This window comes from Mesorhizobium sp. NPDC059025 (genome assembly GCF_042739655.1).
Taxonomy (GTDB): Bacteria; Pseudomonadota; Alphaproteobacteria; order Rhizobiales; family Rhizobiaceae; genus Mesorhizobium.
In genome coordinates this window covers 20,088-42,425 of sequence record NZ_JBHYIM010000021.1, presented here as the reverse complement: position 1 = coordinate 42,425, position 22,338 = coordinate 20,088, and the positions used below count along the sequence as shown (strand labels likewise).

Annotated in this window: 19 protein-coding genes; 13 read left to right on the top strand and 6 right to left on the bottom strand. The window is 61.6% G+C overall.

The features are described from left to right. Positions 1-101 precede the first annotated feature (101 nt). Complete coding sequence (locus ACFWYE_RS29640) at positions 102-1,634, bottom strand: sigma-54-dependent transcriptional regulator (RefSeq protein ID WP_379115596.1); 1,533 nt, start codon at positions 1,632-1,634, stop codon at positions 102-104. Between the two features lie 143 nt (positions 1,635-1,777). Between ACFWYE_RS29640 and ACFWYE_RS29635 the strand changes: the two genes are divergently transcribed. The 7 genes from ACFWYE_RS29635 (at position 1,778) to ACFWYE_RS29605 (ending at position 9,864) form a co-directional block, all read left to right on the top strand. Beyond that, positions 1,778-3,613 carry a M3 family oligoendopeptidase gene (locus ACFWYE_RS29635; protein WP_379115595.1) on the top strand — a complete coding sequence of 612 codons (1,836 nt, stop codon included), beginning with the start codon at positions 1,778-1,780 and terminating at the stop codon, positions 3,611-3,613. Positions 3,614-3,819: 206 nt separating this feature from the next. Then, entirely contained in the window at positions 3,820-4,965 is a 1,146-nt protein-coding gene (locus ACFWYE_RS29630; RefSeq protein WP_379115594.1) for an aminodeoxychorismate synthase component I, read from the top strand. Next, positions 4,914-5,582 carry an aminotransferase class IV family protein gene (locus ACFWYE_RS29625; protein ID WP_379115593.1) on the top strand — a complete coding sequence of 223 codons (669 nt, stop codon included), beginning with the start codon at positions 4,914-4,916 and terminating at the stop codon, positions 5,580-5,582. The genes ACFWYE_RS29630 and ACFWYE_RS29625 overlap by 52 nt, the downstream gene beginning before the upstream one ends. 26 nt (positions 5,583-5,608) lie before the next feature. Continuing rightward, positions 5,609-6,988 carry a peptidase S41 gene (locus ACFWYE_RS29620; protein WP_379115592.1) on the top strand — a complete coding sequence of 460 codons (1,380 nt, stop codon included), beginning with the start codon at positions 5,609-5,611 and terminating at the stop codon, positions 6,986-6,988. 92 nt (positions 6,989-7,080) lie between these two features. Continuing rightward, complete coding sequence (locus tag ACFWYE_RS29615) at positions 7,081-7,365, top strand: YciI family protein (protein ID WP_379115591.1); 285 nt, start codon at positions 7,081-7,083, stop codon at positions 7,363-7,365. Next, a complete protein-coding gene (locus ACFWYE_RS29610; protein WP_379115590.1) occupies positions 7,365-8,276 on the top strand; it encodes a DUF3445 domain-containing protein in 912 nt (303 codons plus the stop codon). The genes ACFWYE_RS29615 and ACFWYE_RS29610 overlap by 1 nt, the downstream gene beginning before the upstream one ends. Positions 8,277-8,418: 142 nt before the next feature. Next, complete coding sequence (locus ACFWYE_RS29605) at positions 8,419-9,864, top strand: homospermidine synthase (RefSeq protein WP_379115589.1); 1,446 nt, start codon at positions 8,419-8,421, stop codon at positions 9,862-9,864. An 85-nt stretch (positions 9,865-9,949) separates the two neighbouring features. On the opposite strand, the gene ACFWYE_RS29600 is transcribed toward ACFWYE_RS29605, so the two are convergent. The 3 genes from ACFWYE_RS29600 to ACFWYE_RS29590 form a co-directional block, all read right to left on the bottom strand. Next, entirely contained in the window at positions 9,950-10,237 is a 288-nt protein-coding gene (locus tag ACFWYE_RS29600) for a PTS sugar transporter subunit IIB (RefSeq protein ID WP_379115588.1), read from the bottom strand. 12 nt (positions 10,238-10,249) lie between these two features. Continuing rightward, complete coding sequence (locus ACFWYE_RS29595; RefSeq protein ID WP_379115587.1) at positions 10,250-10,717, bottom strand: PTS sugar transporter subunit IIA; 468 nt, start codon at positions 10,715-10,717, stop codon at positions 10,250-10,252. Positions 10,718-10,829: 112 nt separating this feature from the next. Beyond that, complete coding sequence (locus ACFWYE_RS29590; protein WP_379066890.1) at positions 10,830-12,224, bottom strand: PTS galactitol transporter subunit IIC; 1,395 nt, start codon at positions 12,222-12,224, stop codon at positions 10,830-10,832. A gap of 249 nt (positions 12,225-12,473) precedes the next feature. Between ACFWYE_RS29590 and ACFWYE_RS29585 the strand changes: the two genes are divergently transcribed. The 5 genes from ACFWYE_RS29585 (at position 12,474) to ACFWYE_RS29565 (ending at position 17,840) form a co-directional block, all read left to right on the top strand. Next, positions 12,474-12,854, top strand: a complete 381-nt coding sequence (locus ACFWYE_RS29585; RefSeq protein WP_379066888.1) for a hypothetical protein — start codon at positions 12,474-12,476, stop codon at positions 12,852-12,854. 287 nt (positions 12,855-13,141) lie between these two features. Beyond that, the gene (locus ACFWYE_RS29580) at positions 13,142-15,118 is read left to right on the top strand and encodes a 5'-nucleotidase C-terminal domain-containing protein (RefSeq protein ID WP_379115586.1); all 1,977 of its coding nucleotides are present in this window, start codon (positions 13,142-13,144) and stop codon (positions 15,116-15,118) included. Between the two features lie 87 nt (positions 15,119-15,205). After that, entirely contained in the window at positions 15,206-16,258 is a 1,053-nt protein-coding gene (gene hemH / locus ACFWYE_RS29575) for a ferrochelatase (RefSeq protein ID WP_379115585.1), read from the top strand. 144 nt (positions 16,259-16,402) lie between these two features. Further along, a complete protein-coding gene (locus ACFWYE_RS29570) occupies positions 16,403-17,359 on the top strand; it encodes an SPFH domain-containing protein (protein ID WP_379066882.1) in 957 nt (318 codons plus the stop codon). Between the two features lie 16 nt (positions 17,360-17,375). After that, the gene (locus tag ACFWYE_RS29565; protein ID WP_379115584.1) at positions 17,376-17,840 is read left to right on the top strand and encodes an NfeD family protein; all 465 of its coding nucleotides are present in this window, start codon (positions 17,376-17,378) and stop codon (positions 17,838-17,840) included. Between the two features lie 58 nt (positions 17,841-17,898). Here the strand turns inward: ACFWYE_RS29565 and ACFWYE_RS29560 are convergent, their stop codons facing one another. Further along, complete coding sequence (locus ACFWYE_RS29560) at positions 17,899-18,900, bottom strand: SIS domain-containing protein (RefSeq protein ID WP_379066880.1); 1,002 nt, start codon at positions 18,898-18,900, stop codon at positions 17,899-17,901. A gap of 270 nt (positions 18,901-19,170) precedes the next feature. Between ACFWYE_RS29560 and ACFWYE_RS29555 the strand changes: the two genes are divergently transcribed. After that, positions 19,171-20,943 (top strand): outer membrane beta-barrel protein, encoded by a 1,773-nt coding sequence (locus ACFWYE_RS29555; protein ID WP_379115583.1) that lies wholly within the window; start codon positions 19,171-19,173, stop codon positions 20,941-20,943. A 172-nt stretch (positions 20,944-21,115) separates the two neighbouring features. Here ACFWYE_RS29555 and galU read toward each other — a convergent pair whose 3' ends face one another. Further along, positions 21,116-22,021 (bottom strand): UTP--glucose-1-phosphate uridylyltransferase GalU, encoded by a 906-nt coding sequence (galU, locus tag ACFWYE_RS29550; protein ID WP_379066876.1) that lies wholly within the window; start codon positions 22,019-22,021, stop codon positions 21,116-21,118. Positions 22,022-22,338 lie beyond the last annotated feature (317 nt).

Here is a 22,338-nt window from a genome sequence, read left to right as displayed (position 1 = left end):
TGCGGTAACACCATGGCGATATCCCGCCCAAAATGCTGCGCCTCAACTCGTGGTAAACCACTGGTTTAAACCAGGAAACTCACCCGAAGCTTGCGCGGGATTCAGGAAGCCATTTTTTCCGCGCGCCCGGTTTCCGGGTCAATGCCGTACTCCTTGAGTTTTCTGTACAGCGTAGAGCGGCCAATGCCAAGCCGTCTGGCCACCTCGCTCATCTGGCCATTGTAGTGATCGATGGCGAGCCGGATCATCTCCAGTTCGACCGCGGCAAGCGAACGGACATTGCCGCGTTCGTCCAGCGCGGTCAGCGTGCCGAACCTTGGTTCAACCCTCGGCATACGATCGCTGACGACCTCCCCGGCAATGGGTCGCTCACGAGGCAGTGCTGGTTCGATCTCATCGGGCAGATCGGGCACAACCGACGGCGCCGCGGCTTCGAGCACCACCGTGCCTTCTACCTGGGCACGGATCTGCGGAAACTCCTCCGGGGTCAGCACCTCGCCCTCAACGAGCACGGATGCCCGATAGATGGCATTTTCCAGCTGGCGGATATTGCCCGGCCAATCATAGGCCTGGAGCATGGCAAGGGCGGGGTCTGATAGGGTGAGGCGTCGGCGCGGAGCGACGGGCGACACCTTGTCCATGAAATGCCGGGCAAGAAAGGGGATGTCTTCCTTGCGACGACGCAAAGGCGGCACCAGGATCGGGAAGACGTTGAGCCGATAGAACAAATCCTCGCGGAAACGGCTGTCCTTCACCTGCTGCAGCAGATCGCGATGAGTAGCCGAGATAAGGCGGATATCGACCTTGACGGTAGCGCGGGCGCCGACCGGGTCGACTTCGCCTTCCTGCACCGCACGCAGGAGCTTCACCTGTACATCGAGGGGCAGGTCACCGATTTCGTCCAGGAACAGCGTCCCGGTATGCGCCTCGACGAACTTGCCGGTGTGCTTTTCGGTGGCGCCCGTGAAAGAGCCTTTCTCATGACCGAACAGGATTGATTCGACGAGATTATCGGGAATGGCACCGCAATTGACGGTGACGAACGGTTTTGACTTGCGATCGCTGCTGCCCTGGATGGCTCGGGCCACCATTTCCTTGCCGACGCCGGACTCGCCTTCGATCAGGATCGGGATCGACGACCCCGCCGCTTTCTGGCCAAGCCGGATCACTCGCTCCATCGACGAGCTGCGCGTGGCGAGGTCCTTGAAAGTGAGCGTCTGGCCAAGACGGCGCGACGATCGCTTCACCGCGACCTCGACCTCCTCCACCTTGAGCGCACTGGTGATCGCCGCGTTCAGGCGCTCCGGTGAGGCCGGCTTGACGACAAAATCGAAGGCGCCATGACGCATTGCGTTCACCACGGTCTCGATGCCGCCTTGCGCGGTCTGCACGATGACAGGGATATGGATGTCGCGGTCGCGCATGGCCTGCAGGACCGCAATGCCGTCCATGCCGGGCATGGCAAGGTCGAGCACCACGACAGAAACCTCGCGTGCATCGGGCCCGTCCATGACGGCAAGGCCGGCTTCGCCGTTTTCAGCAGTGAGTGCTGAATGGCCGAAACGACCGACCGCAGCCTCCACAAGCCTGCGCTGAACCGGGTCGTCATCGACGATGAGGATCGAACCTGTCATGAGTGTTGCGAATTCGCCCCTGCTCCGCGCCTTATCCTATGGATCATCTTGGCACAGGGTTCTAAATAAGCTTTCAAAAAAGCCGGTGAACGAATTGCTTAGAAATTGATCGGCTTCGCGCGACATTTCCGGAAGGTGTTGAAATGCATACTTTTTTCGGCCGGCTGCATGCACCGGCCCAGTCCGGTCGCAAGGCTCTGGAGCTCGGCAACCTGCCTGAGTGGAATCTTGCCGACCTCTATCCCGGCATGGATGCCCCGGAACTGCGGCGCGACATCGACAAGGCCGGTGCCGATGCGGTCGCCTTTGAGAGCCGCTGGAAGGGCACGCTGGCAGCGGAGGCGGCACGCGGCGCCGAGGGCAAGCTCGGCGAGGCGCTGAGGGCTTATGAGGCTCTGGAGGAGCTTGTCGGCAAGATCGTCTCCTATGCCGGCCTTGTCTATGCTGGCGACACCTCCGACCCGCAGCGTGCGAAGCTTTACGGCGACGTGCAGGAAAAGATGACGGACGCATCTTCGCATCTGCTGTTCTTCGGCCTGGAATTGAACCTCGTCGAGGACCGGGCGATCGAACAGGCGCTCGATGCCGACCCGGCTTTCGGCCACTACCGGCCCTGGGTCCTGGATCTGAGGAAGGACAAACCCTTCCAGCTGGAAGACCGCATCGAGCAGTTGTTCCACGAAAAGTCGGTCACCGGCCGCGGCGCCTGGAACCGCCTGTTCGACGAGACGATGACGGAACTGCGTTTCGACATTGATGGCGAAAAGCTCACTCTGGAACCGACGCTGAACAGGCTGCAGGATGCGGATGGCGCGGTCCGCCGTCAGGCTTCGGAAGCACTGGCTGCCACCTTCGCCAAGAACCTGCGCGCGTTCACGCTGATCACCAACACCCTGGCCAAGGACAAGGAGATTTCCGACCGCTGGCGTGGTTTCGAGGATATCGCGGACTCGCGGCATCTCGCCAACCGCGTCGAGCGCAGCGTCGTGGATGCGCTGGCGAGCGCCGTTCGCGATGCGTATCCGCGCCTTTCGCACCGCTATTATCGCATGAAGGCGCGCTGGCTCGGCATGGACGAGATGAACCACTGGGACCGCAACGCGCCGTTGCCCGAAACGCCTCAAGCGACCATACCGTGGGACGAAGCCAGGAACACCGTTCTGTCAGCCTATCACCGCTTCTCCCCGGAGATGGCGGACATTGCGCGCCACTTTTTCGACCGCAACTGGATCGACGCGCCGGTGCGGCCCGGCAAATCGCCCGGCGCCTTTGCGCATCCCACGGTGCCGTCCGCGCATCCTTATGTGCTGCTGAACTACATGGGCAAGCCGCGCGACGTGATGACGCTCGCGCACGAACTCGGCCATGGCGTGCATCAGGTTCTGGCCGGCGGCCAGGGTGCCTTGATGGCCTCCACACCGCTCACCCTGGCGGAAACCGCCTCGGTGTTTGGCGAAATGCTGACCTTCCGTTCCTTGCTCGACAAGACCGAGGACCGGCGCGAGCGCAAGGCCATGCTTGCCCAGAAGGTGGAGGACATGATCAACACGGTCGTGCGCCAGATCGCCTTCTACGAATTCGAGCGCAAGGTGCACACCGAGCGCAAGAACGGCGAACTGACCTCCGACCAGCTCGGCAAGTTCTGGCTGGAAGTGCAGGCCGAGAGCCTGGGGCCGGCGATCAAGCTGCGCGAGGGCTACGAGACCTTCTGGACCTATATCCCGCACTTCATTCATTCGCCGTTCTACGTCTACGCCTACGCCTTCGGCGACTGCCTGGTGAACTCGCTCTATGCGGTCTACCAGAACGCCGAACGTGGCTTCCAGGAGAAGTACTTCGACATGCTGCGCGCCGGCGGCACCAAGCACCATTCCGAGCTTCTGAAGCCGTTCGGCCTGGATGCCAGCGACCCGGCGTTCTGGCAGATCGGGCTCGGCGTCATCTCCAACCTGATCGACGAATTGGAAGCACTGGACTAACGCATTTCCGCTTTTCTCCCAAAAGCGGGAATGCTCCAACTCTTTGTTTTTTACGCAATTCCGGACGAAAACCCGCTAAACACTTTTTCTGGAATTGCTCGAAGGCGCCTGCGTTCGGCTTCATGCACGAACCTGAAAGTCGGAAGCGATTTTCGGGATCAGGCGCAAGATGGCGGAGCGGGACGGGGTTGGGGGTACACGGTAAATTGACGGCAGCCCCTTTCGCACTTTTCCGCGACGACCCGGCTGGTCGCGACGTTCTGTTCGAAGAGCCTTCGGCACTGATCGTTGCCGATAGCCCGCAGGATTTCGAACATGCGCTGGAACAGGCAGAGACCGCACGCCGCCACGGCAAATGGCTGGCCGGCTATTTTTCCTATGAGGCCGGTTATCTGCTCGAGTCCAAGTTGAAGCCGCTGCTGCCCGAGGGCCGACGTGCACCGCTGGTCGCACTCGGCGTCTTCGACGGACCGTCCGATCGCATCCTGCCGTCGGTCGAGCCCGCCACCAACGGCCCAATCTTCGACGCCAGGGCGCAATGGTCTTATGAAGACTATGAAAAGCGCTTTGCACGGCTGCATCTGCATCTGCGCAAGGGCGATTGTTACCAGGGCAACCTCACCTTTCCCGTCAAGGCGCAATGGTCGGGGGATCCACTCGACACCTTCAACGCGCTGATTGCGCGCCAGCCGGTGAAATATGGCGCGCTCGTTTCCCTGGCGGGTCCGACGGTGCTGTCGCGCTCGCCGGAACTGTTCTTCCAGGTGGACGGCGACGGCTGGATCGAGACGCATCCGATGAAGGGCACAGCGCCGCGCGGCAACACGCCGGAGGAGGATGCCGCCCTCAAGGAATTCCTGCGCAACGACGAGAAGAACCAGGCGGAAAACCGCATGATCGTCGACCTGTTGCGCAACGATATCTCGTTGATTTCCGAAGTCGGCACGCTCGATGTGCCGGACCTGTTCCGCATCGAGAGCTATCCGACCGTGCATCAATTGGTCTCGACGGTGCGGGCCCGGCTGCTGCCCGATCTTACCATCCGGGACATTTTTGCCGCCCTCTTTCCCTGCGGCTCGATCACCGGAGCGCCAAAGATCCGCGCCATGGAAATCCTGCGCGAGCTGGAACAGACCCCGCGCGACGCCTATTGCGGCGCCATCGGCTGGATAGCGCCAAACGGGACGATGCGGTTTTCGGTCGCCATCCGGACCATCTCGCTCTTTGCCAATGGCGAGGCCGTCTACAATGTCGGTGGCGGCGTTGTGTTCGATTCCACGGCGGAGGAGGAGTATGAAGAGTGCCTGCTGAAAGCCCGCTTCGCGACGGGAACGCTCCCGGCATCTCGCTGATCGAGACACTGCGCTGGGAGCCTGGAACCGGCTTCCTGCGTCTCGACCGCCATCTTGCCCGACTGGGAGCCTCGGCAGAAGCCCTCGGTTTCCGCCACGACGCCAACGCCGCAAACACCGCATTGCTGAGTGCTGTCAAAAACGCGTCGGCGGCGCAACGCGTGCGCCTTACCCTCGCCGCAAGCGGCAGTGTGGAAGCAACAGCGCAGCCGTTCCAGTTCTTGTCTGTCGGCACCGTCTGGACCTTGCAACTGGCGCAGGCGCAACTCTCCTCCCAGGACACCCTGCTGCGCCACAAGACCAGCCGTCGCGACATCTACCAGCAGGCGCGTACAGAATATGCCGCGGCCGACGCCGACGAGGTGTTGCTGGCCAATGAACGCGGTGAAATCTGCGAAGGCACCATCACCAATCTTTTCATCGATTCCGGCGATGACAGCCCACTGCTCACGCCTGCGGTTGCCTGTGGTCTGCTGCCAGGCATATTGCGCGGCGAATTGCTGGACCAAGGCAGGGCGCATGAAGCGGTTCTAACCTTGCACGATCTTGTCGCTGCAAAGCGGCTTTACGTTGGGAACTCGCTGCGCGGACTGATCGCGGCAAAACTGCGTCGATAGCCTCCACGCCAACGAGAGGAATACCAATGCCGATATGGCCGTCGGGCCCATCACGAGCCTGTGCGCTGGCCATCCTGATTTCCACGGCAATGGCACTCGGCCTACCCTCGCCGGCGGGAGCACAGCCGGACGTCGGATTGACACCCGACCAGATGCGCGAGGATCTTGTCGTGCTGCGCGACGCGTGGTTGCCGCGCGACAAAAGCTTCAACGACGCCAAGAGACGCGATTTCGACCGCGTGGTCGACGCGGCTTTCGCCGATGCCGGCTCCATGTCTGCTGCGGATTTTGCCCTTGCGGTGCAAAAGGCGGCCGCAACATCCCGCAATGGCCACACCACGGCGGCGATCGGCACGGAATTGCGCCCGCTTCCCGTCCGCGCATGGTGGTTTGCCGATGGCCTCTATGTCGTCAGCACTGACGAAGCCCACAAGGATCTGCTCGGGGCCCGGATAGAGAAGTTCGGCACCTTGTCCAGCGAAGAGGCGCTGATGCGTGTCACGCCCCTCATTTCTGGTACCGGCATGCGGGTGCGCTATCTGAGTGCCGCCTTCCTCACCAGCCCGGACGTGCTGAAAGCAATAGGGGTCAGCCCCGACGACGAGGTGACGCTGACAGTTTCAAAAGACGGCGAGATCAGCGAGAGGACGCTCGCACCGGCTCCAAGTCGCGCTCCTGGCGACGAGCAACAACCGACCAAGCGTGTCTATTCGATACTGGTACCGGATGCGCAGGATAGTCCGAAACGCTGGCCGCATGTTCTGGACACCGCAGCAACACATTCACCGGCATACGCCGCCCGCACCGACGTCGAACAGCGTTGGCTCGACCAAGATCAGCACGTGCTCTACATCCGGAGCAATTCGATCAACAGCCTGGGGGAAACGCCTCTTCAACTGAAGTTGGGGGACATCCTCGCCAAATCGGTCGTGGCAAAGCGACCGCATACCGTCATCGTTGACCTGCGCTTCAACAATGGCGGAGACTTCTTCAACACCATCCTCTTTTCTCAGGCGTTACCCAAGCTCATGCCGCGCGGCGGTCAGATCATGGTGCTGGTTGGTCGCGCGACATTTTCGGCAGCGCTCGTCACGGCCGCGATGTTGAAGGGTGCGTCTCAGGACAACGTCATCCTCGTCGGCGAACCGATGGGCGACGATGGCCGCTTCTGGGCTGAAGGCGATGACATCAAGCTTCCGAACTCCGGTATCGAAGTCCACTACAGCGACACTTTCGAAGACTACGAAAATGGCTGCCTCGATCCGGCCGAATGCTATTGGCCAACGGTTGCGTTTGGCCCGCGCAGCATTTCACTGAAGCCCGATGTCCTGGTCGACCCGACATTCGCAGACTACGCGGCCGGCCGCGATCCCGTACTTGAGAAAGCACTCGACCTTGCGAAATGAACACATCCCGGATCAGCTGGGCGCAGACGGTACGGCGAAACCATCCGCGTTGGCCTGAATTCATCCCACTTCGCTTATTGACTGGAGAAGCCATGTTTGTCGTCAACCTCACCTATACGGCGCCGCTTGCCGAGATCGACCGGCTGCGCGACGCGCATATGGAGTGGGTGAAGACTGGTTACGCCGACGGCGTCTTCATCGCTTCCGGCGCCAAGCGTCCGCGCACCGGCGGCGTCATCCTCGCCCGCGGCCCACGCGAGGCGCTTGATGTGCGACTGGCCGAAGATCCTTTCGCCAAGGCCAATGTCGCAGACTACGATGTCATCGACTTTGCCGCGACCAGCACTGCCGCTGGGCTTGAGGCGCTGAAAGACTGATGACCGTGCAGCGCCCCCTGCCCCCGCACACGCCCTATGACGGCTCATCGAAAGCCTTTGCCATCGGTCTGAAACCTTTGGAACTCGAGCGCTGGCTGGAGGTCGACGGATATTTTGGTGCCCAGCTGGCCGAGAAGCATCGCCTCTATGCCGAACTGCCGGACAAGGTTTTTGTCGAACAAGCCGATACGCGCGACGCACAGAGCGAGGTGCTTGGGCTCATTGAAACGAGCATGCACCAATACCATGCGCAGGCGCTGGCCGAAGCACGCGCACTGAGCGCCCCAGAACCCGGCGCGCTGGCCGATTCACCGCTGGTGGCGGCTTCGTTGATGACGCAGGATGATCTCATCCTGATGCGCCGCGGCGACGATGGCTGGCGCCTCGCCGCAGGCTCCCTGTGCTTCCCGTCGTCCTGGTCGCTGAACGAAAAGTTCGGCAAGCCGCTGCACCATATCCACGACCCCGTCCCCGGGTTCGGCACCGGCACGCGCCCGGCCGACATCATCAGCCGCATGTTCGACAACCTTCAGGGCCAGGCCGTTGAGCGCTTCAACTGGTCTATCCAGGCCAATGACGCGCTTTATCATCCGCTTTCGGATCGCCAGCGCATCGCCCGCTCCGCCGAGCGGCAATCGACTTTCCCGGATGGGGACCTCAACACGCACGCCTTCATCCGCGTCGAGCGGCAGACCCTGCGGAAACTGCCTGTGTCGCGCGACATTCTCTTCACCATTCGCATCTATCTCGACCCGCTGGCGGTGCTGATCCGCCATCCGGACCGCGCCCGTATCGCCGCCGGTTTCGCGGCGCAGCTCGGCGAGCTCGATCAGGCACAACTCGACTACAAGGGCCTGATTGCCGATCGTGACCGGCTGGTCGCGTATCTTGAGGGAATGACGACAAGCTGACGGCCGGCGGCCTCCGTCGTTAACGCCAGCGACCGGATTCGCTTTATTGTGACAAGCATGTATGGTTTAGCAGTTGCAGCCGGGCGCATCCGCGCCCGGCTTTTCTGTGAGGTCATACGACAAAGAAGGAGTGCCGCAAAAAATGGCGAATGAAAAATGGCCCGTCTATGGTGAGATCACCGGCCCGATCGTGATGATTGGTTTCGGTTCGATCGGCCGTGGCTCGCTTCCGCTCATCGAGCGCCATTTCAAATTCGACAAGTCCCGCATGGTGATCATTGATCCCAGCGAGGAGAACCGCAAACTGGCGGACGAACGCGGCATCACCTTCATCAAGCAGGCCATCACCAAGGACAATTACAAGGAAGTGCTGACCCCGTTGCTGACCAATGGCGGCGGCCAGGGCTTCTGCGTCAACCTGTCGGTCGACACCGGTTCTGTCGACCTCATGCGGCTCACCCGCAAGCTCGGTGCGCTTTACGTCGATACGGTCGTCGAACCCTGGCTCGGCTTCTATTTCGATACAGAAGCCAGCAATGCCTCCCGCACCAACTATGCGCTGCGCGAGGGCCTCCTGGCGGAAAAGCGCAAGCATCCGGGCGGCCCGACGGCCGTCTCCACTTGCGGCGCCAATCCCGGCATGGTGTCCTGGTTCGTCAAGCAGGCGCTGATCGAGCTCGCCAAGGAACTCGGCCTTGAGGTCGAGACGCCCGCGCAGCATGACCGCGAAGGCTGGGCCAGGCTGATGAAGAAGGTAGGCGTCAAGGGCGTGCATATCGCCGAGCGCGACACCCAGCGCAGCAAGAAGCCGAAGCCGCTGAACGTGTTCTGGAACACCTGGTCGGTCGAAGGTTTCATTTCGGAAGGTCTGCAGCCGGCCGAGCTCGGCTGGGGCACTCACGAGAAGTGGATGCCCAAGAACGCCAAGAAACACAAGAAGGGCTCGAAGGCGGCGATCTACCTGGAGCAGCCGGGGGCCAACACCCGTGTGCGCACCTGGGTGCCGACCCCCGGTCCGCAATACGGCTTCCTGGTCACCCACAACGAGGCGATCTCGATCTCCGACTTCTTCACCGTGCGCGACAAGCATGGCGAGGTGACCTATCGCCCGACCTGCCACTATGCCTACCATCCGAGCAACGACGCGGTGCTGTCGCTGCACGAGATGTTCGGCGCAGCCGGCAAGGCGCAGCCGGTGCACCACGTGCTCGAGGAAAACGAGCTGGTCGATGGTTCCGATGAACTCGGCGTCCTGCTCTACGGCCACAAGAAGAATGCCTATTGGTATGGTTCGCAGCTGACGCTGGAGGAAGCCCGCAAGCTTGCGCCGCATCAGAACGCCACCGGCCTGCAGGTGTCGTCAGCAGTGCTTGCCGGCATGGTCTGGGCACTCGAAAACCCGGAAGCCGGCATCGTCGAGACCGACGAGATGGACTTCGCCCGCTGCCTGGAAGTGCAGAAGCCCTATCTCGGCCCGGTCAAGGGATACTACACCGACTGGACGCCGCTGGACGGCCGGCCCGGCCTGTTCAAGGAAGACATCGACGAGAAGGATCCCTGGCAGTTCCGCAACATCCTGGTGCGCTGACCAGCACGTGAATCAAGAAAGGGCGCCGATTGGCGCCCTTTTTCATTCTGGGGTCGAAACGGTCGCAGAGTTGCAGCGACCGATGCTACTTCCTCAATTCGGCCTCGATATCATCCAGCGCCTTGTCCTTGCCGATACCGGTGAGGAAGGCCAGCCCCTTGACGATGGGCACAGTCACCGAAGCCGAGATCGGCGTGGTCGAGACGATCAGGTCGACGCCATCCGCCAGACTGGCCACCTCGGTCGCCTTGCATTGCATCGCGTTGAAAGTCAGCCCGTGCGCCTTCATGGCTTCCGTCACCGTGGCGTTGACCGCTGTGGACGTAGCGACACCAGTGCCGCAGGCGAAAAGAATGGTCTTCTGCTTGGCCATATTGGATGTCCCTTACCGCTGGCTCAGTACTGCTCTGACGTCGTCCACGCTCATGGCCTGTTTCAGGCTTGCCAGCGCTTCGGGGCTCTGGATCGTGCCCATGATCTCCTGCAGCATCTCTATCTGCTTGTCCTTGTCGTTGATGGCAAGCAGGAAGACGATGCCGACAGACACCGCCTCGTCCGGTTCTTCCATATTGGCGAAGTCGACCGGCTTCGACAGCACTGCCAGCCCAACGCCGGCCTTGTTGACATGGATGGGATCCGTGTGGGGCACAGCGACATTTTCGGCGAGCCCGAGCGGCAAGCCTGTCGGCATGGTCTGCTCGCGCTTCACCACCGCATCCGCATAGCTTGGCTTGACATAACCCAGTGCTTCCAGCCGCGATGCCAGTTGACGGATCACGGCCTCATTGCTGTCGGCACTAACGCCAAGCAGGATCGCTTCAGGGTCGATATGGTCGATCAAGGCTTGCGCCATGCTTTTCTTCTCCAAGTTTGGGGCCGGCGACGATCTCGCGCCGCCGGCCCCATGTTTCATTTCAGGCGGGTGCAACCCGCCTCCGGCGGACGGAGACCCGTCCTATGCGGCATCAGGCTGCTTCGTCCTCGGCGCCGGCTGCCCGTTCCCAGCCCAGCGTGTTGCGGCGGTAGAGCACGAAGGCACCTGCAATCACCAGCGCCAGCACGGCAAGGCCGGCAACGCCAAGGCCCTGGATCGCCTCGATGATCACGTAGGGAATCCACAGGAAGCCGTCCACCACCGAGGTGATCTGCACTGCATGCTCAGGCATCTTGAAGCCGGACGCGACGGCGGCACTGGTGAACAGCGGTGCCAGCGCATTGGCAACGTAAAAGCCGAGAGCGAGCGTGATCGTGCCCACCACCACCATGCGGAAGACGTTACCCTTGAGCAGTGGCGCGGTCATGGCCACGATGAACGGGATGACGGCAAGGTCGGCGAACAGGATGACGCGGTTGCCCGGCAGGATCACCGACAGGATGATGGCGATCGGAACCAGGATCAGCGAGGACGAGATCGCGGCCGGATGCCCGATCAGGATCGCCGAGTCGAGACCGACCAGCAGCTCGCGGTCACCAGTGCGCTTGCGCACGAATTCCTGCGCGGCATCCGACACCGGCAGCAGGCCTTCCATCAGCACCTTCACCATGCGCGGCAGGAGCAGCATGACCGCTGCAAGCGTCATGCCGGTGGAAAGCACCTTCGAGAGCACAGTGCCGAAATCGCCTGCGTTGTAGTAGGCGATCAGACCGAGCACGAGGCCGATGATCAGGCCGAGCACCACAGGTTCGCCGAACACGCCGAAGCGCCTTTCGATCGTCTCGGTGCTGATGTTGATCTTGTTGATGCCGGGGATGCGGTCCATCACCCAGTTGAGCACGATCGCGATCGGCAGGATCTGGGCGGATGCCAGATGCGGCACCGATACGCCTGGAATGCCGTAGAACTGCTGCACGGCACGCGCCGACCAATCGGCGAACAGGAGAGCCAGGGCCGCCACCAGAGCCGCGACGATCAGGCCATAGGCAAGGCTGTTGGTGGCAGCCGTGGCCAGCGAGCCGACGAAGGCGAAATGCCAGAAATTCCACACGTCGACATTGAGTGTCCGCGTGAGGCGCAGGAGCAGGAGCGCCACGTTGACGGCAATACCGATCGGGATAACCCAGAGACCGACGGAAGAACCGAAGGCGATGGCTGCGGCAGAGGGCCAGCCGACGTCGACGATGTCACGCTGAATACCGGTGTTGGTGACGATGGCCTTGGCCACGTCGCCGATCGAGGTGAGCATCAGCCCGAGCACCAGGTTGATACCGATGAAGGCGACGCCGATGGTGACAGCGGCGCGAAATGCCCTCCCCACCTTGGCGCCCAGCACCACGGCGATGATGAAAATGACGATGGGCAACAGAACCGTCGCGCCAAGCGTATCCACGGCCGATTTCAGGCCGGTCAAAAACGTATCCATTTTTCCTCCCCAGGACGCCCGGTTGTTTCCGGCGCGCCTCTCCAAGAACATTTGTGTTCTTCGATATACGAAAGTTGCAGCCTTTCAAGAGGCTGTCAATCAGCTCTCCCCGACAAAACGGTGGACCGTGGCGCCCCCAAAACTGTTGCCGGCAGGCCACGCTACACGCATCGCATCTATTAGCGAGCCTTGTTTTCATCATCAATTCGAGCGATGGAAGAGGCGCGGACCGAGGAGAGGTTTTACGACATGATGACAGCGCGCAAACTTGTTTCGGCCAGCCTAGCCGTAGCCGCGACCGTGGCACTGGCCGCCTGCCAAACCGGGGGTGGCCCCGGCGAACCGCCACCTGCTGCCGCGCCGAAGGGTGTGGAGGGCTCCTGGATCGATGCGCAGGGGACCGGGCTTTCGACCATTTCGGCCGGCAAATTCCAGACGGTTGCCACCGACACCGGCCAGAAGCTTGCCGACGGCAGCTATCGCATGACCAGCCAGACTTCGATCGAGATCAACGGCACGTCGCTGATCCGCCAGTCGCCGATCGCCTTCAACTGCCTTCTCGTCTCGATCAACCAGCTCAACTGTACCAGCCAGGCCGGCCAGAATTTCGTGCTGACGCGCCGCAGCTGACCAAAGCCGGCACAACGAGCGCCAACGACCGGTATTCCTTGAATGGCTGAATGGCCGCATCCAAGCGATGCGGCCATTCTCGTTTGCGCGAGACGTTTCGCCGGCAAAACCGCGGCCGCGAATCCGCTTGCAACGGCCGAAAGGCAATGGGAACATGCCCGCCAGGGCGTGTAAAACTCCAGTCAAGCAAGGCGCCTACAACACCACGGCAGGCCATTCGCATCGCTCCGGGTTCGACACGATCATTGCCCAGGGCGAGACCGCACGAACGCAACGGGAGAGCAGGAATGAAGAAGATCGCTGTCGCCACGGCACTTTCGGCCTCGGCACTCGGCATGAGTACTGGCATGTCCTTTGCCGACTACACGCTGAACATCCTGCATATCAATGACTGGCACAGCCGCATCGAAAGCAACAACAAGTACGAATCCACCTGTTCCGCCGAGGAAGAAACCAAAGGTGAGTGTTTTGGTGGCGCCGCACGTCTCGTCACGGCGATTGCCGCCGAGCGCAAGAAGCTGGAAGGCCAGAACGTGCTGCTGCTCAATGGCGGCGACAACTTCCAGGGCTCGCTCTTCTATACGACCTACAAAGGCCAGACCGAGGCCGAATTCCTGAACCAGATGAAGTTCGACGCCATGACCGTCGGCAATCATGAATTCGACGATGGTGAAGATGCCTTGGCACCGTTCCTCGACGTCATCAGGTTCCCGGTGCTTTCGGCCAATGTGAAGGCAAGTGCCGCCGCCAAGGTTGGCGACCGCATCAAACCGTCCGTCGTCATTGAACTCGGCGGCCAGAAGATCGGCATCATCGGTGCCGTCACCAACGACACACCCGATCTCGCCACCCCTGGTCCCAACATCACCATCGAGGACGACGTCAAGACCATCACCGCCGAAGTCGAGAAGTTGAAAGGCCAGGGCGTCAACAAGATCATCGCGCTGACCCATGTCGGCTACCCGCGCGACAAGGAGATGATTGCCAGGATCCCCGGCATCGACGTGGTGGTCGGCGGACATTCGCATTCGCTGCTGTCCAACACCGATCCGAAGGCCGAGGGTCCCTACCCGACGATGATCGACAACCCGGACGGCTACAAGGTACCGGTGACGCAGGCCGCCTCCTATTCCAAGCTTCTCGGCGAATTCAAGGTCGTGTTCGACGACAATGGCGTGGTCAAGGAAGCAAGTGGCAACCCGATCCCGCTCGACAAGTCGGTGACGCCGGACCCGCAGGTGCTCGCACGCATCAAGGAACTCGGTGCGCCCATCGAGGAGCTGAAGGCCAAGCAGGTCGGCGAAACCACCGCCGCCATCGACGGCAGCCGCGAAAGCTGCCGGACGCGCGAATGCGCCATGGGCAACCTCGTTTCAGACGCGGTGCTCGACCGCGTGAAGGGCCAGGGCGTCGAGATCGTCTTCACCAACGGTGGCGGCCTGCGCGCCTCGATCGACCAGGGCAAGGTCTCGATGGGAGAAGTGCTGACGGTGCTGCCGTTCCAGAACACCGTCGCCACCTTCAAGATTCCTGGCAAGACCGTGGTCGGCGCGCTGGAGCATGGCGTTTCGGGGGTTGAAGAAGGCAAGGGCCAGTTCCCGCAAGTGGCCGGTCTCAAATATTCCTTCGACAGGTCTGCGCCGGCCAATGCGGGCCGCATCAAATCGGTCGAGGTCATGGAAGGCGGCCAGTGGAAGCCTATCGATCCGGCCAAGGAATACATCGTCGCCACCAACAACTATGTCCGCCAGGGCGGCGACGGCTATAAGCTGTTCATCGACGGCAAGGATGCCTACGACTACGGCCCGAGCCTGGAACAGGTTGTAGCCGACTATGTTGGCGCCCATAGTCCGTACACGCCGAAGCTGGAAGGCCGTATCACAGAGGTGGGTGCGACACAGCCGGCAGAGACGGCAAAACCGGCGGACGCGGCGCAAGGCGGTACCTCGGCACCCGAGGCTGCGCCAGCCGTGCCGGCTCCGCCTGCCGCGTCCAACGACATTGCCAACACGCCACCAGCGGTCGAAGCACCGGCGGCAAAACCAGGCGAAGCTGCTCCAGCGGAAGCTGCCAAGCCCGCTGACGCCGCAACGCCAGTCCAGGCCGGTGGCACCCACACCATCGTCAAGGGCGACACCTATTGGGATATCGCCGTAAAAGCCTATGGTGACGGCACCAAATGGCGGCGCATAGCACACGCCAATCCCGGCCAGGAACCGCATCGACTGCTGGTGGGAGGCGAGCTGAAGATACCGGCAAAGTGAACGCCTTGCTGGTCCGTCTGGGCCAGCGAGATGTTCCAGGGTGCGGCCAGACGCGGCATTGAAACCGCGTCCGGCACTGTTAATTAGATGCCCATGACATTCGCTACCGAAATCGAGGCTCCCGTGGCCGCTGGCAGCCTGAAAAATGACAGTCTCGAAAAAGTGGGACTGATGCTGATCAATCTCGGCACGCCTGACGGCACCGAATATGGGCCGATGTGGCGCTATCTACGAGAATTCCTCTCCGATCCGCGCGTTATCGAGCTGCCGCGCCTGCTCTGGTATCCGATCCTCTACGGCCTTGTCCTGACGACGCGGCCAAGGAAGTCCGGCGCCAATTACGCCAAGATCTGGAATCGCGAGAAGGACGAGTCGCCGCTGCGCACCTACACGCGCGGCCAAGGTGAGAAGCTGGTGCAACGCCTTGGCGATCTTGCCAATGTCAGCGTGGACTGGGCTATGCGTTACGGCAATCCGTCGACACGCTCGGTGGTAGAAAAGCTGGTCACTCAAGGCTGCGACCGCATTCTCACTTTTCCGCTCTATCCGCAATATTCGGCAACGACGACAGCCACCGCCAACGATCAGTTGTTCCGCGCGCTGATGACGATGCGGCGTGCACCGGCTGTGCGTTCCGTTCCGCCCTACTATGCCGAGCCGGTCTATATCGATGCCCTCGCCCGCTCGATCGAAAAACATCTCGCCACCTTGGACTTCGAACCGGAAGTGGTGGTCGCCTCCTATCACGGCATCCCGAAGCCTTATGCCGACAAGGGCGATCCCTACCAGCAGCATTGCCTGGAAACGACGCGACTGCTGCGTGAAAAACTCGGCTGGAGTGAAGCGAAGCTGATCTCCACCTTCCAGTCGCGTTTCGGCGCACAGGAATGGCTGCAGCCATACACCGACAAGACGATGCAGCGACTTGGCAAGGAAGGCGTCAGGCGTATCGCCGTCGTCAATCCAGGCTTCTCGTCGGACTGCATCGAGACGCTGGAAGAGATCGCGCAGGAAGCACAGGAGATTTTCCTGCATGCCGGCGGCGAGAGGTTCGCTCACATTCCCTGCCTGAATGACAGCCCGGAAGGCATGGACGTGATCGAGACCCTGGCACGGCGGGAGCTGGCAGGCTGGATCTGATCGCCGGCGAAGAGTATTCGAACAAGACAAAGCTGCGTTCCCTCCTCGATTGTAGCTGCCCTGGATTGTAACGACACTGAAACACACTTAAGTGTTTCGTGAGGTTCAGCCTCGCAACTCTGTCGGCAATTGAGGGAGAGCCGAATGGATTTCAGCGGTTTCACCGGTTTCGATATCGCGATCGTCGTTCTGGTCGCACTGGTTCTCATCCTGCTCTTCAAAGGCATTCGCACGGTGCCGCAGGGCTTCAACCATACGGTCGAGCGTTTCGGCCGCTACACCAAGACGCTGACGCCCGGCCTCAACATCATCAATCCCATCTTCGAGCGCATCGGCGCCAAGCTGAACATGATGGAGCAGGTGCTTGATGTTCCGACCCAGGAGATAATCACCCGCGACAACGCCATAGTCGGTGTCGACGGCATCGCTTTCTACCAGATCCTGAACGCCGCACAGGCTGCCTATCAGGTCTCGGGGCTGGAGAACGCCATCCTCAACCTGACCATGACCAACATCCGCACCGTGATGGGCTCGATGGACCTGGACGAATTGCTCTCGAACCGCGATGCCATCAACGAGCGCCTGCTGCGCGTGGTCGACGAGGCCGCTCACCCGTGGGGCGTCAAGATCACCCGCGTCGAGATCAAGGACATCAACCCGCCGGCCAATCTGGTCGATTCCATGGCCCGCCAGATGATGGCGGAGCGTGACAAGCGTGCGCAGATTCTGGCTGCCGAAGGCCTGAAGCAGTCACAGATCCTCGAAGCCGAAGGCCGCCGCGAAGCCGCCTTCCGCGACGCCGAAGCGCGCGAGCGCTCCGCCGAAGCCGAGGCACGTGCCACCCAGGTGGTCTCGGAAGCCATCGCCAAGGGCGACGTGCAGGCGATCAACTATTTCGTGGCGCAGAAATACACCGAGGCGCTGGCCAAGATCGGCACGGCTGGCAATTCCAAGATCGTGCTGATGCCTATGGAAGCCTCGTCGCTGATCGGCACGCTGGGCGGCATCGGCGAGATTGCCAAGGAAGTGTTCAAGGGCGACGGTCCGGGTGCGCAGCGGCAGGCGGCACGCCCGCCGCTGGTACGGCCAAACGAGAGCTGATTGCGGAGCCCAGCCCATGCTGCAGCGTCTTCTCCTCGAACTCGGCCCCTGGAACTGGATGGTTCTCGGCTTCGCGCTGCTGGTGGCCGAAATCCTCGCCCCCGGCGTCTTCCTCTTGTGGATCGGCATAGCCGCGCTGCTGATCGGCGCGGCCTCGCTGGTGCTTTGGGATACCACCTTGTGGACCTGGCAGGCGCAGGTGCTGTCATTCCTCGTGCTGGCATTGTTGTCTGCCTATGCCGGCAAGCGTTTCTTCAGCAGCAAACGCGAGAGCAGCGACCAACCGCTGCTCAACCGGCGCGGCGAGCAGATGGTTGGCCGGACTGCGACATTGGCCGAGCCGATCCGCGAAGGTCGCGGCCGCATCCAGCTCGGCGACACGCTGTGGCGGGTCTCTGGACCTGATCTGCCGGCCGGTGTGCGTGTGCGGGTGACGGGCGCGTCGGAAACGGACCTGGAATTGACCGTCGAAAAAATCTGAGGTTCCTGACGGGCAGCGCTACGACGCGTTGCCTCCCTGCCTGGAACGACGTTTCAGATCAGGCTGCGCCGATGCGCAGCAGATCGTGGAAATGCACCACGCCCACCGGCATTCCGCCTTCCACCACGACAAGCGCACTGATGTTGTGCTTGTTGAGCAAGGCAATGGCCGCGCCGGCGAACATTTGCGGTTCGACCGTTTTCGGTGTGCGGGTCATGACTTCGTCGACCGTTGTCTCACCAAGATTGCGATGCAGATTGCGGGCGAGGTCGCCGTCGGTGACGATACCGGCCAATTTGCCGTCGCCATCGATGACACACACGCAGCCGACTTTCTTCTGCGCCAGGGTCATCACCGCTTCCGGCATCCTGGTGCCGAGCGAGACAAGCGGAATCTGGTCACCGGTGCGCATGATCTCGGAAATCAGCGTCAGATTGGCGCCGAGCTGGCCACCCGGATGGAAAGTGCGGAAATGATCCGGCGTGAAACCACGCGCTTCCAGCAGCGCGATCGCCAGGGCATCACCCATCACCAGTTGCAGCAGCGTCGAAGTGGTCGGAGCCAAGCCATGCGGGCAGGCCTCCTGAGCCTTGGGCAGCGCCAGAACCACATCAGCCGCGCGCCCCAGTGCCGATTTTTCGCCGGATGTCAGCCCGATCAGAGGGATCGAAAAACGCCGTGAATAATCGATAATGCCTTTCAGCTCGAGACTCTCACCCGACCACGACAGCGCGATGATCGCGTCGTCCGGCGCGATCATGCCGAGATCACCGTGATTGGCCTCGACGGGGTGCACGAAGAAGGCCGGAGTACCGGTGGAAGCCAGCGTGGCGGCGATCTTGGAACCGATATGACCGCTCTTGCCGACGCCAGTGACGATGACGCGACCGGTAATGCGCGACAGGATGTCGACAGCCCGTGCAAACGGTTCGGCCAGACCGTTCTCCAGCGCCGTGCTGAGCGCGGCCAGTCCGGCCTGTTCGGTGGCCACGGTCCTGAGCGCCGAAGCAATGGCGGCCTGACGATCCGCCGGCCTCTTTTTCAAGCTTGCAGCATGCATGGACGAAGCGATTATCCTTTCCCGCTCGATCTGTCCATTTCATTCGTTTGCCGGCCATACGGCGTCCAAACCTAACACTCCATTAACCATCCCAATTTACGGTTCGGTAAGCATGGCGCCAGGGGTGTGCGCCACAAACGTGTGGTAACGATGTCGCGGGCCCAGCCTGACAGAAGCAGCCAAGGAAAGACGGCCGCCGGCGCTTTGCTGCTGGCCGCAACGGCTTTGCCTTTGCTGCTGGCGTCATCTGTCTTTGCCCAGCAACTTGATTTGCGCGGCCCCCTCAACGAGCAGGCCGGCACGCAGAACCAGCCTGGCGGCCTGCCGCCGGCAGGACAGCTCGGCGCCAACGGCCTGCCGCCGCTCAACCGCACACCGGGTGCTTTGCCACCAGCGATCAGGCCTGCGGAGGGAATCCCGAATCCGGCATATCAGCCTGCCAGCCCAGGCGCTTTGCCGGATGACCCCAATGCACTGGGCGGCACGCCTCCTGCCGGTCCTGGCCAATTGAACGCGACCAATCCCGCTCAGCCTGGAGCAGACGATCCAAATGGCCCTGGGGCCGCGCAAGCAGCCGACCCTTTCGCGGATCAGGCTGCCCCAGCACCACGTCGCCAGCCTGGGACCACCGCGGCAAGACAGCCCGCCGGTACCAATCTTCAGGGCACCGCCAGACAGCGCGGCCGCAACGGAGCGACAACCGCGCAAGACGGTGACCAGGCCAATCGTGCAACAACCAGGCGCAACGCGCCTCGTCGCCCAGGAACCGCTGCTGCAGCGGCAGAGGCGGATCAGGAAGTCGACCGCATCGTTCGCACCGGAACAATCGATTCGGCGGACCGCGCTCCCCTCGACCCGCGCGCAGCGCGCACCGAAGCAATCGAGGGCGGCGCCATGCGACGGGACGACACGCCCTATGCTCCGCTCGGCATCAAGGTCGGCAGCTTCACGCTGAGGCCTTCCCTGGAACAGGGCGTGCTTGCGACTTCGAACGCCAACAACAGCGCCTCCGGCCGCTCAGCTACGATTTCGCAAAGCACCTTGCGCCTCAATGCGGTCTCTGACTGGGCAACCAATTCGGCCACCATCGACGGCAATTTCAATTACCAAAAAAGCCTTTCTGGTCAGGACCTCAAGGAATGGCGCGGTAACCTCCAGGGCACGCTCAATGTCGATCTCGATCACGACTGGCGTGCCATCGGCAGGCTTGGGTTTGATACGGCACCGGAAGGCGCGACCTCGCCCGAGGGCGTGCCGGGTGCGATCACGCAGCCGCAGCGCAAAACCTTCGAAGGCAGTCTTGCCCTGCAGAAGGACGTCGGCAAGCTGCGCCTCGGTCTGACCGGAGCGGCCGAGCGTAGCATCTTTGGCGACGCGACGCTTGGCGATGGCACGATCCAGTCTCAGGAAACCCGTAACTCGACGCTCTACACCACCACCTTGCGGGGCGGCTATCAGATCTCACCGGCACTAACCCCCTTTGCCGAGGTCGAAATTGGCCGCCGCGCGTTTGACGAAACGGTTGACCTCAACGGCTACGAACGCTCGTCCAAGCGTCTCGGCCTGCGCGGCGGCGTGGAGCTCAACCTGGGCGAGAAGCTGAACGGCGAGATGTCGGTCGGCTGGCTGCGCCAAACTTTCGATGACAGTCGCCTGCTTCCGGTGTCGGGTGCGACGGTGGCAGCGGATCTGCGCTGGTCGCCAGTACGCGGCACCATCGTCGGGTTCAACGGCCAAACCGTGCTGGAAGATACCACCACCCCCGGCCAGAGTGGTTCGGTGCTCTACAATTCAACCATCACTCTTCAGCGCGAGATGCGCGCCAATCTCACCGGAAACGCCGCCTTGGGCCTGTCCTATCGTGACTACAAGGGCACCGGCGATCATGATCTGATCTACAGCGCGCAGGTCGGCGCGACATGGTGGCTCAACCGCTATCTCGGCCTGACCTCTTATGTGCGTCATGAGCGGCTGACCAGCAGCATCGACGGTCGTGACAGCAAGACCAACAGCGTCTATCTCGGCCTGACCGTGCAGCGGTAAGACGACAATGGGCGTTGCCGCTCGCCTCGAAGGGCATCCGGCCGGGCTAGAGCATTTTGTAGCCAAGTGGAATCACTTGGCGTTACAAAAATGCGACGAAAACAAAAACTTAGAGCGTTTCCGCGTTTCCGTGAAAAACGGAAACGCTCTAAGAAAACCCGGCCGACAACTCTCAGACGGCGGAAGTCTTGATCCCGGCGCCCTCGAATTCGTCCAGCAGCCCACGGATGACGCCAGCCATGCTGCTGTCAGTGCCCTCGCGCCATAGTGCGAAGGCGACATTGGCCTCGACGAATCCTTCCGGCGAGCCGCAATCGAAAGTGCGACCACGATAGTGGTAGCCGTAGAACGACTGCCTGTTCATCAGCTTCAGCATGCCGTCGGTCAGCTGGATCTCGTTGCCGGCACCGCGCTCCTGGTTTTCCAGGATCTGGAAAATCTCTGGCTGCAGGATGTAGCGGCCGTTGATGTAGAAATTCGACGGGGCCGTGCCCCGCTTCGGCTTCTCCACCATCTCGGTGATGCGGAAACCGGTATGGGTGTCCTCACCACGACCGACAATGCCATACTTGTGCGCCTCGGCCGGGTCGCATTCCTGCACAGCGATGATGTTGTTGCCGGTCTCCTCGTAAAGTTCGACCATGTCTTTCATGCAGCTCTTCTGCGACTGCATGATCATGTCGGGCAGCAACAGGGCGAAAGGTTCGTCGCCGACAAGTTCGCGCGCGCACCAGACGGCGTGGCCAAGGCCCAGCGGCACCTGCTGGCGGGTAAACGAGGTCTGCCCCGGTGCAGGCTGCAGGCGCTGCAGGCGTTCCAGCACCTGATCCTTGCCGCGCTGGGCCAGCGTGTCATAAAGCTCGAACTGCACGTCGAAGTGGTCTTCGATCACCGCCTTGTTGCGGCCGGTGACGAAAATGAAATGTTCGATGCCGGCTTCCCGTGCTTCATCGACCACATATTGGATGACAGGCCTGTCGACGACGGTCAGCATTTCCTTCGGAATGGCCTTGGTTGCGGGAAGAAAGCGCGTGCCGAGGCCTGCGACCGGGAAAACTGCCTTTCTGACTTTTCTCATAGATCCATCATCCGTTGCGGGGACAACCCTTTTGCCGGGACATTTCATGCCGGAATTGAAGACTAGAGCAATTCCAGCAAAAGTGTGCAACGGTTTTGCGTCTGGAATTGCGCAAAAACAAAGAGTTAGAGTGTTTCCGTATTTCCGCTGACGCGGAAACACTCTAATGAACGGCCGAAGGCTTCCTGTCAAAATTTCTGTCGGTCATGTTTTTGCAGACCGGCCGCTCTATGGTAAACTAAATCCTAACCGGGTTCGGTCATGAATGCTCTTCCTGCGATGAAAATGGAGGACATGATGCCCTTTCGCACCGCCGC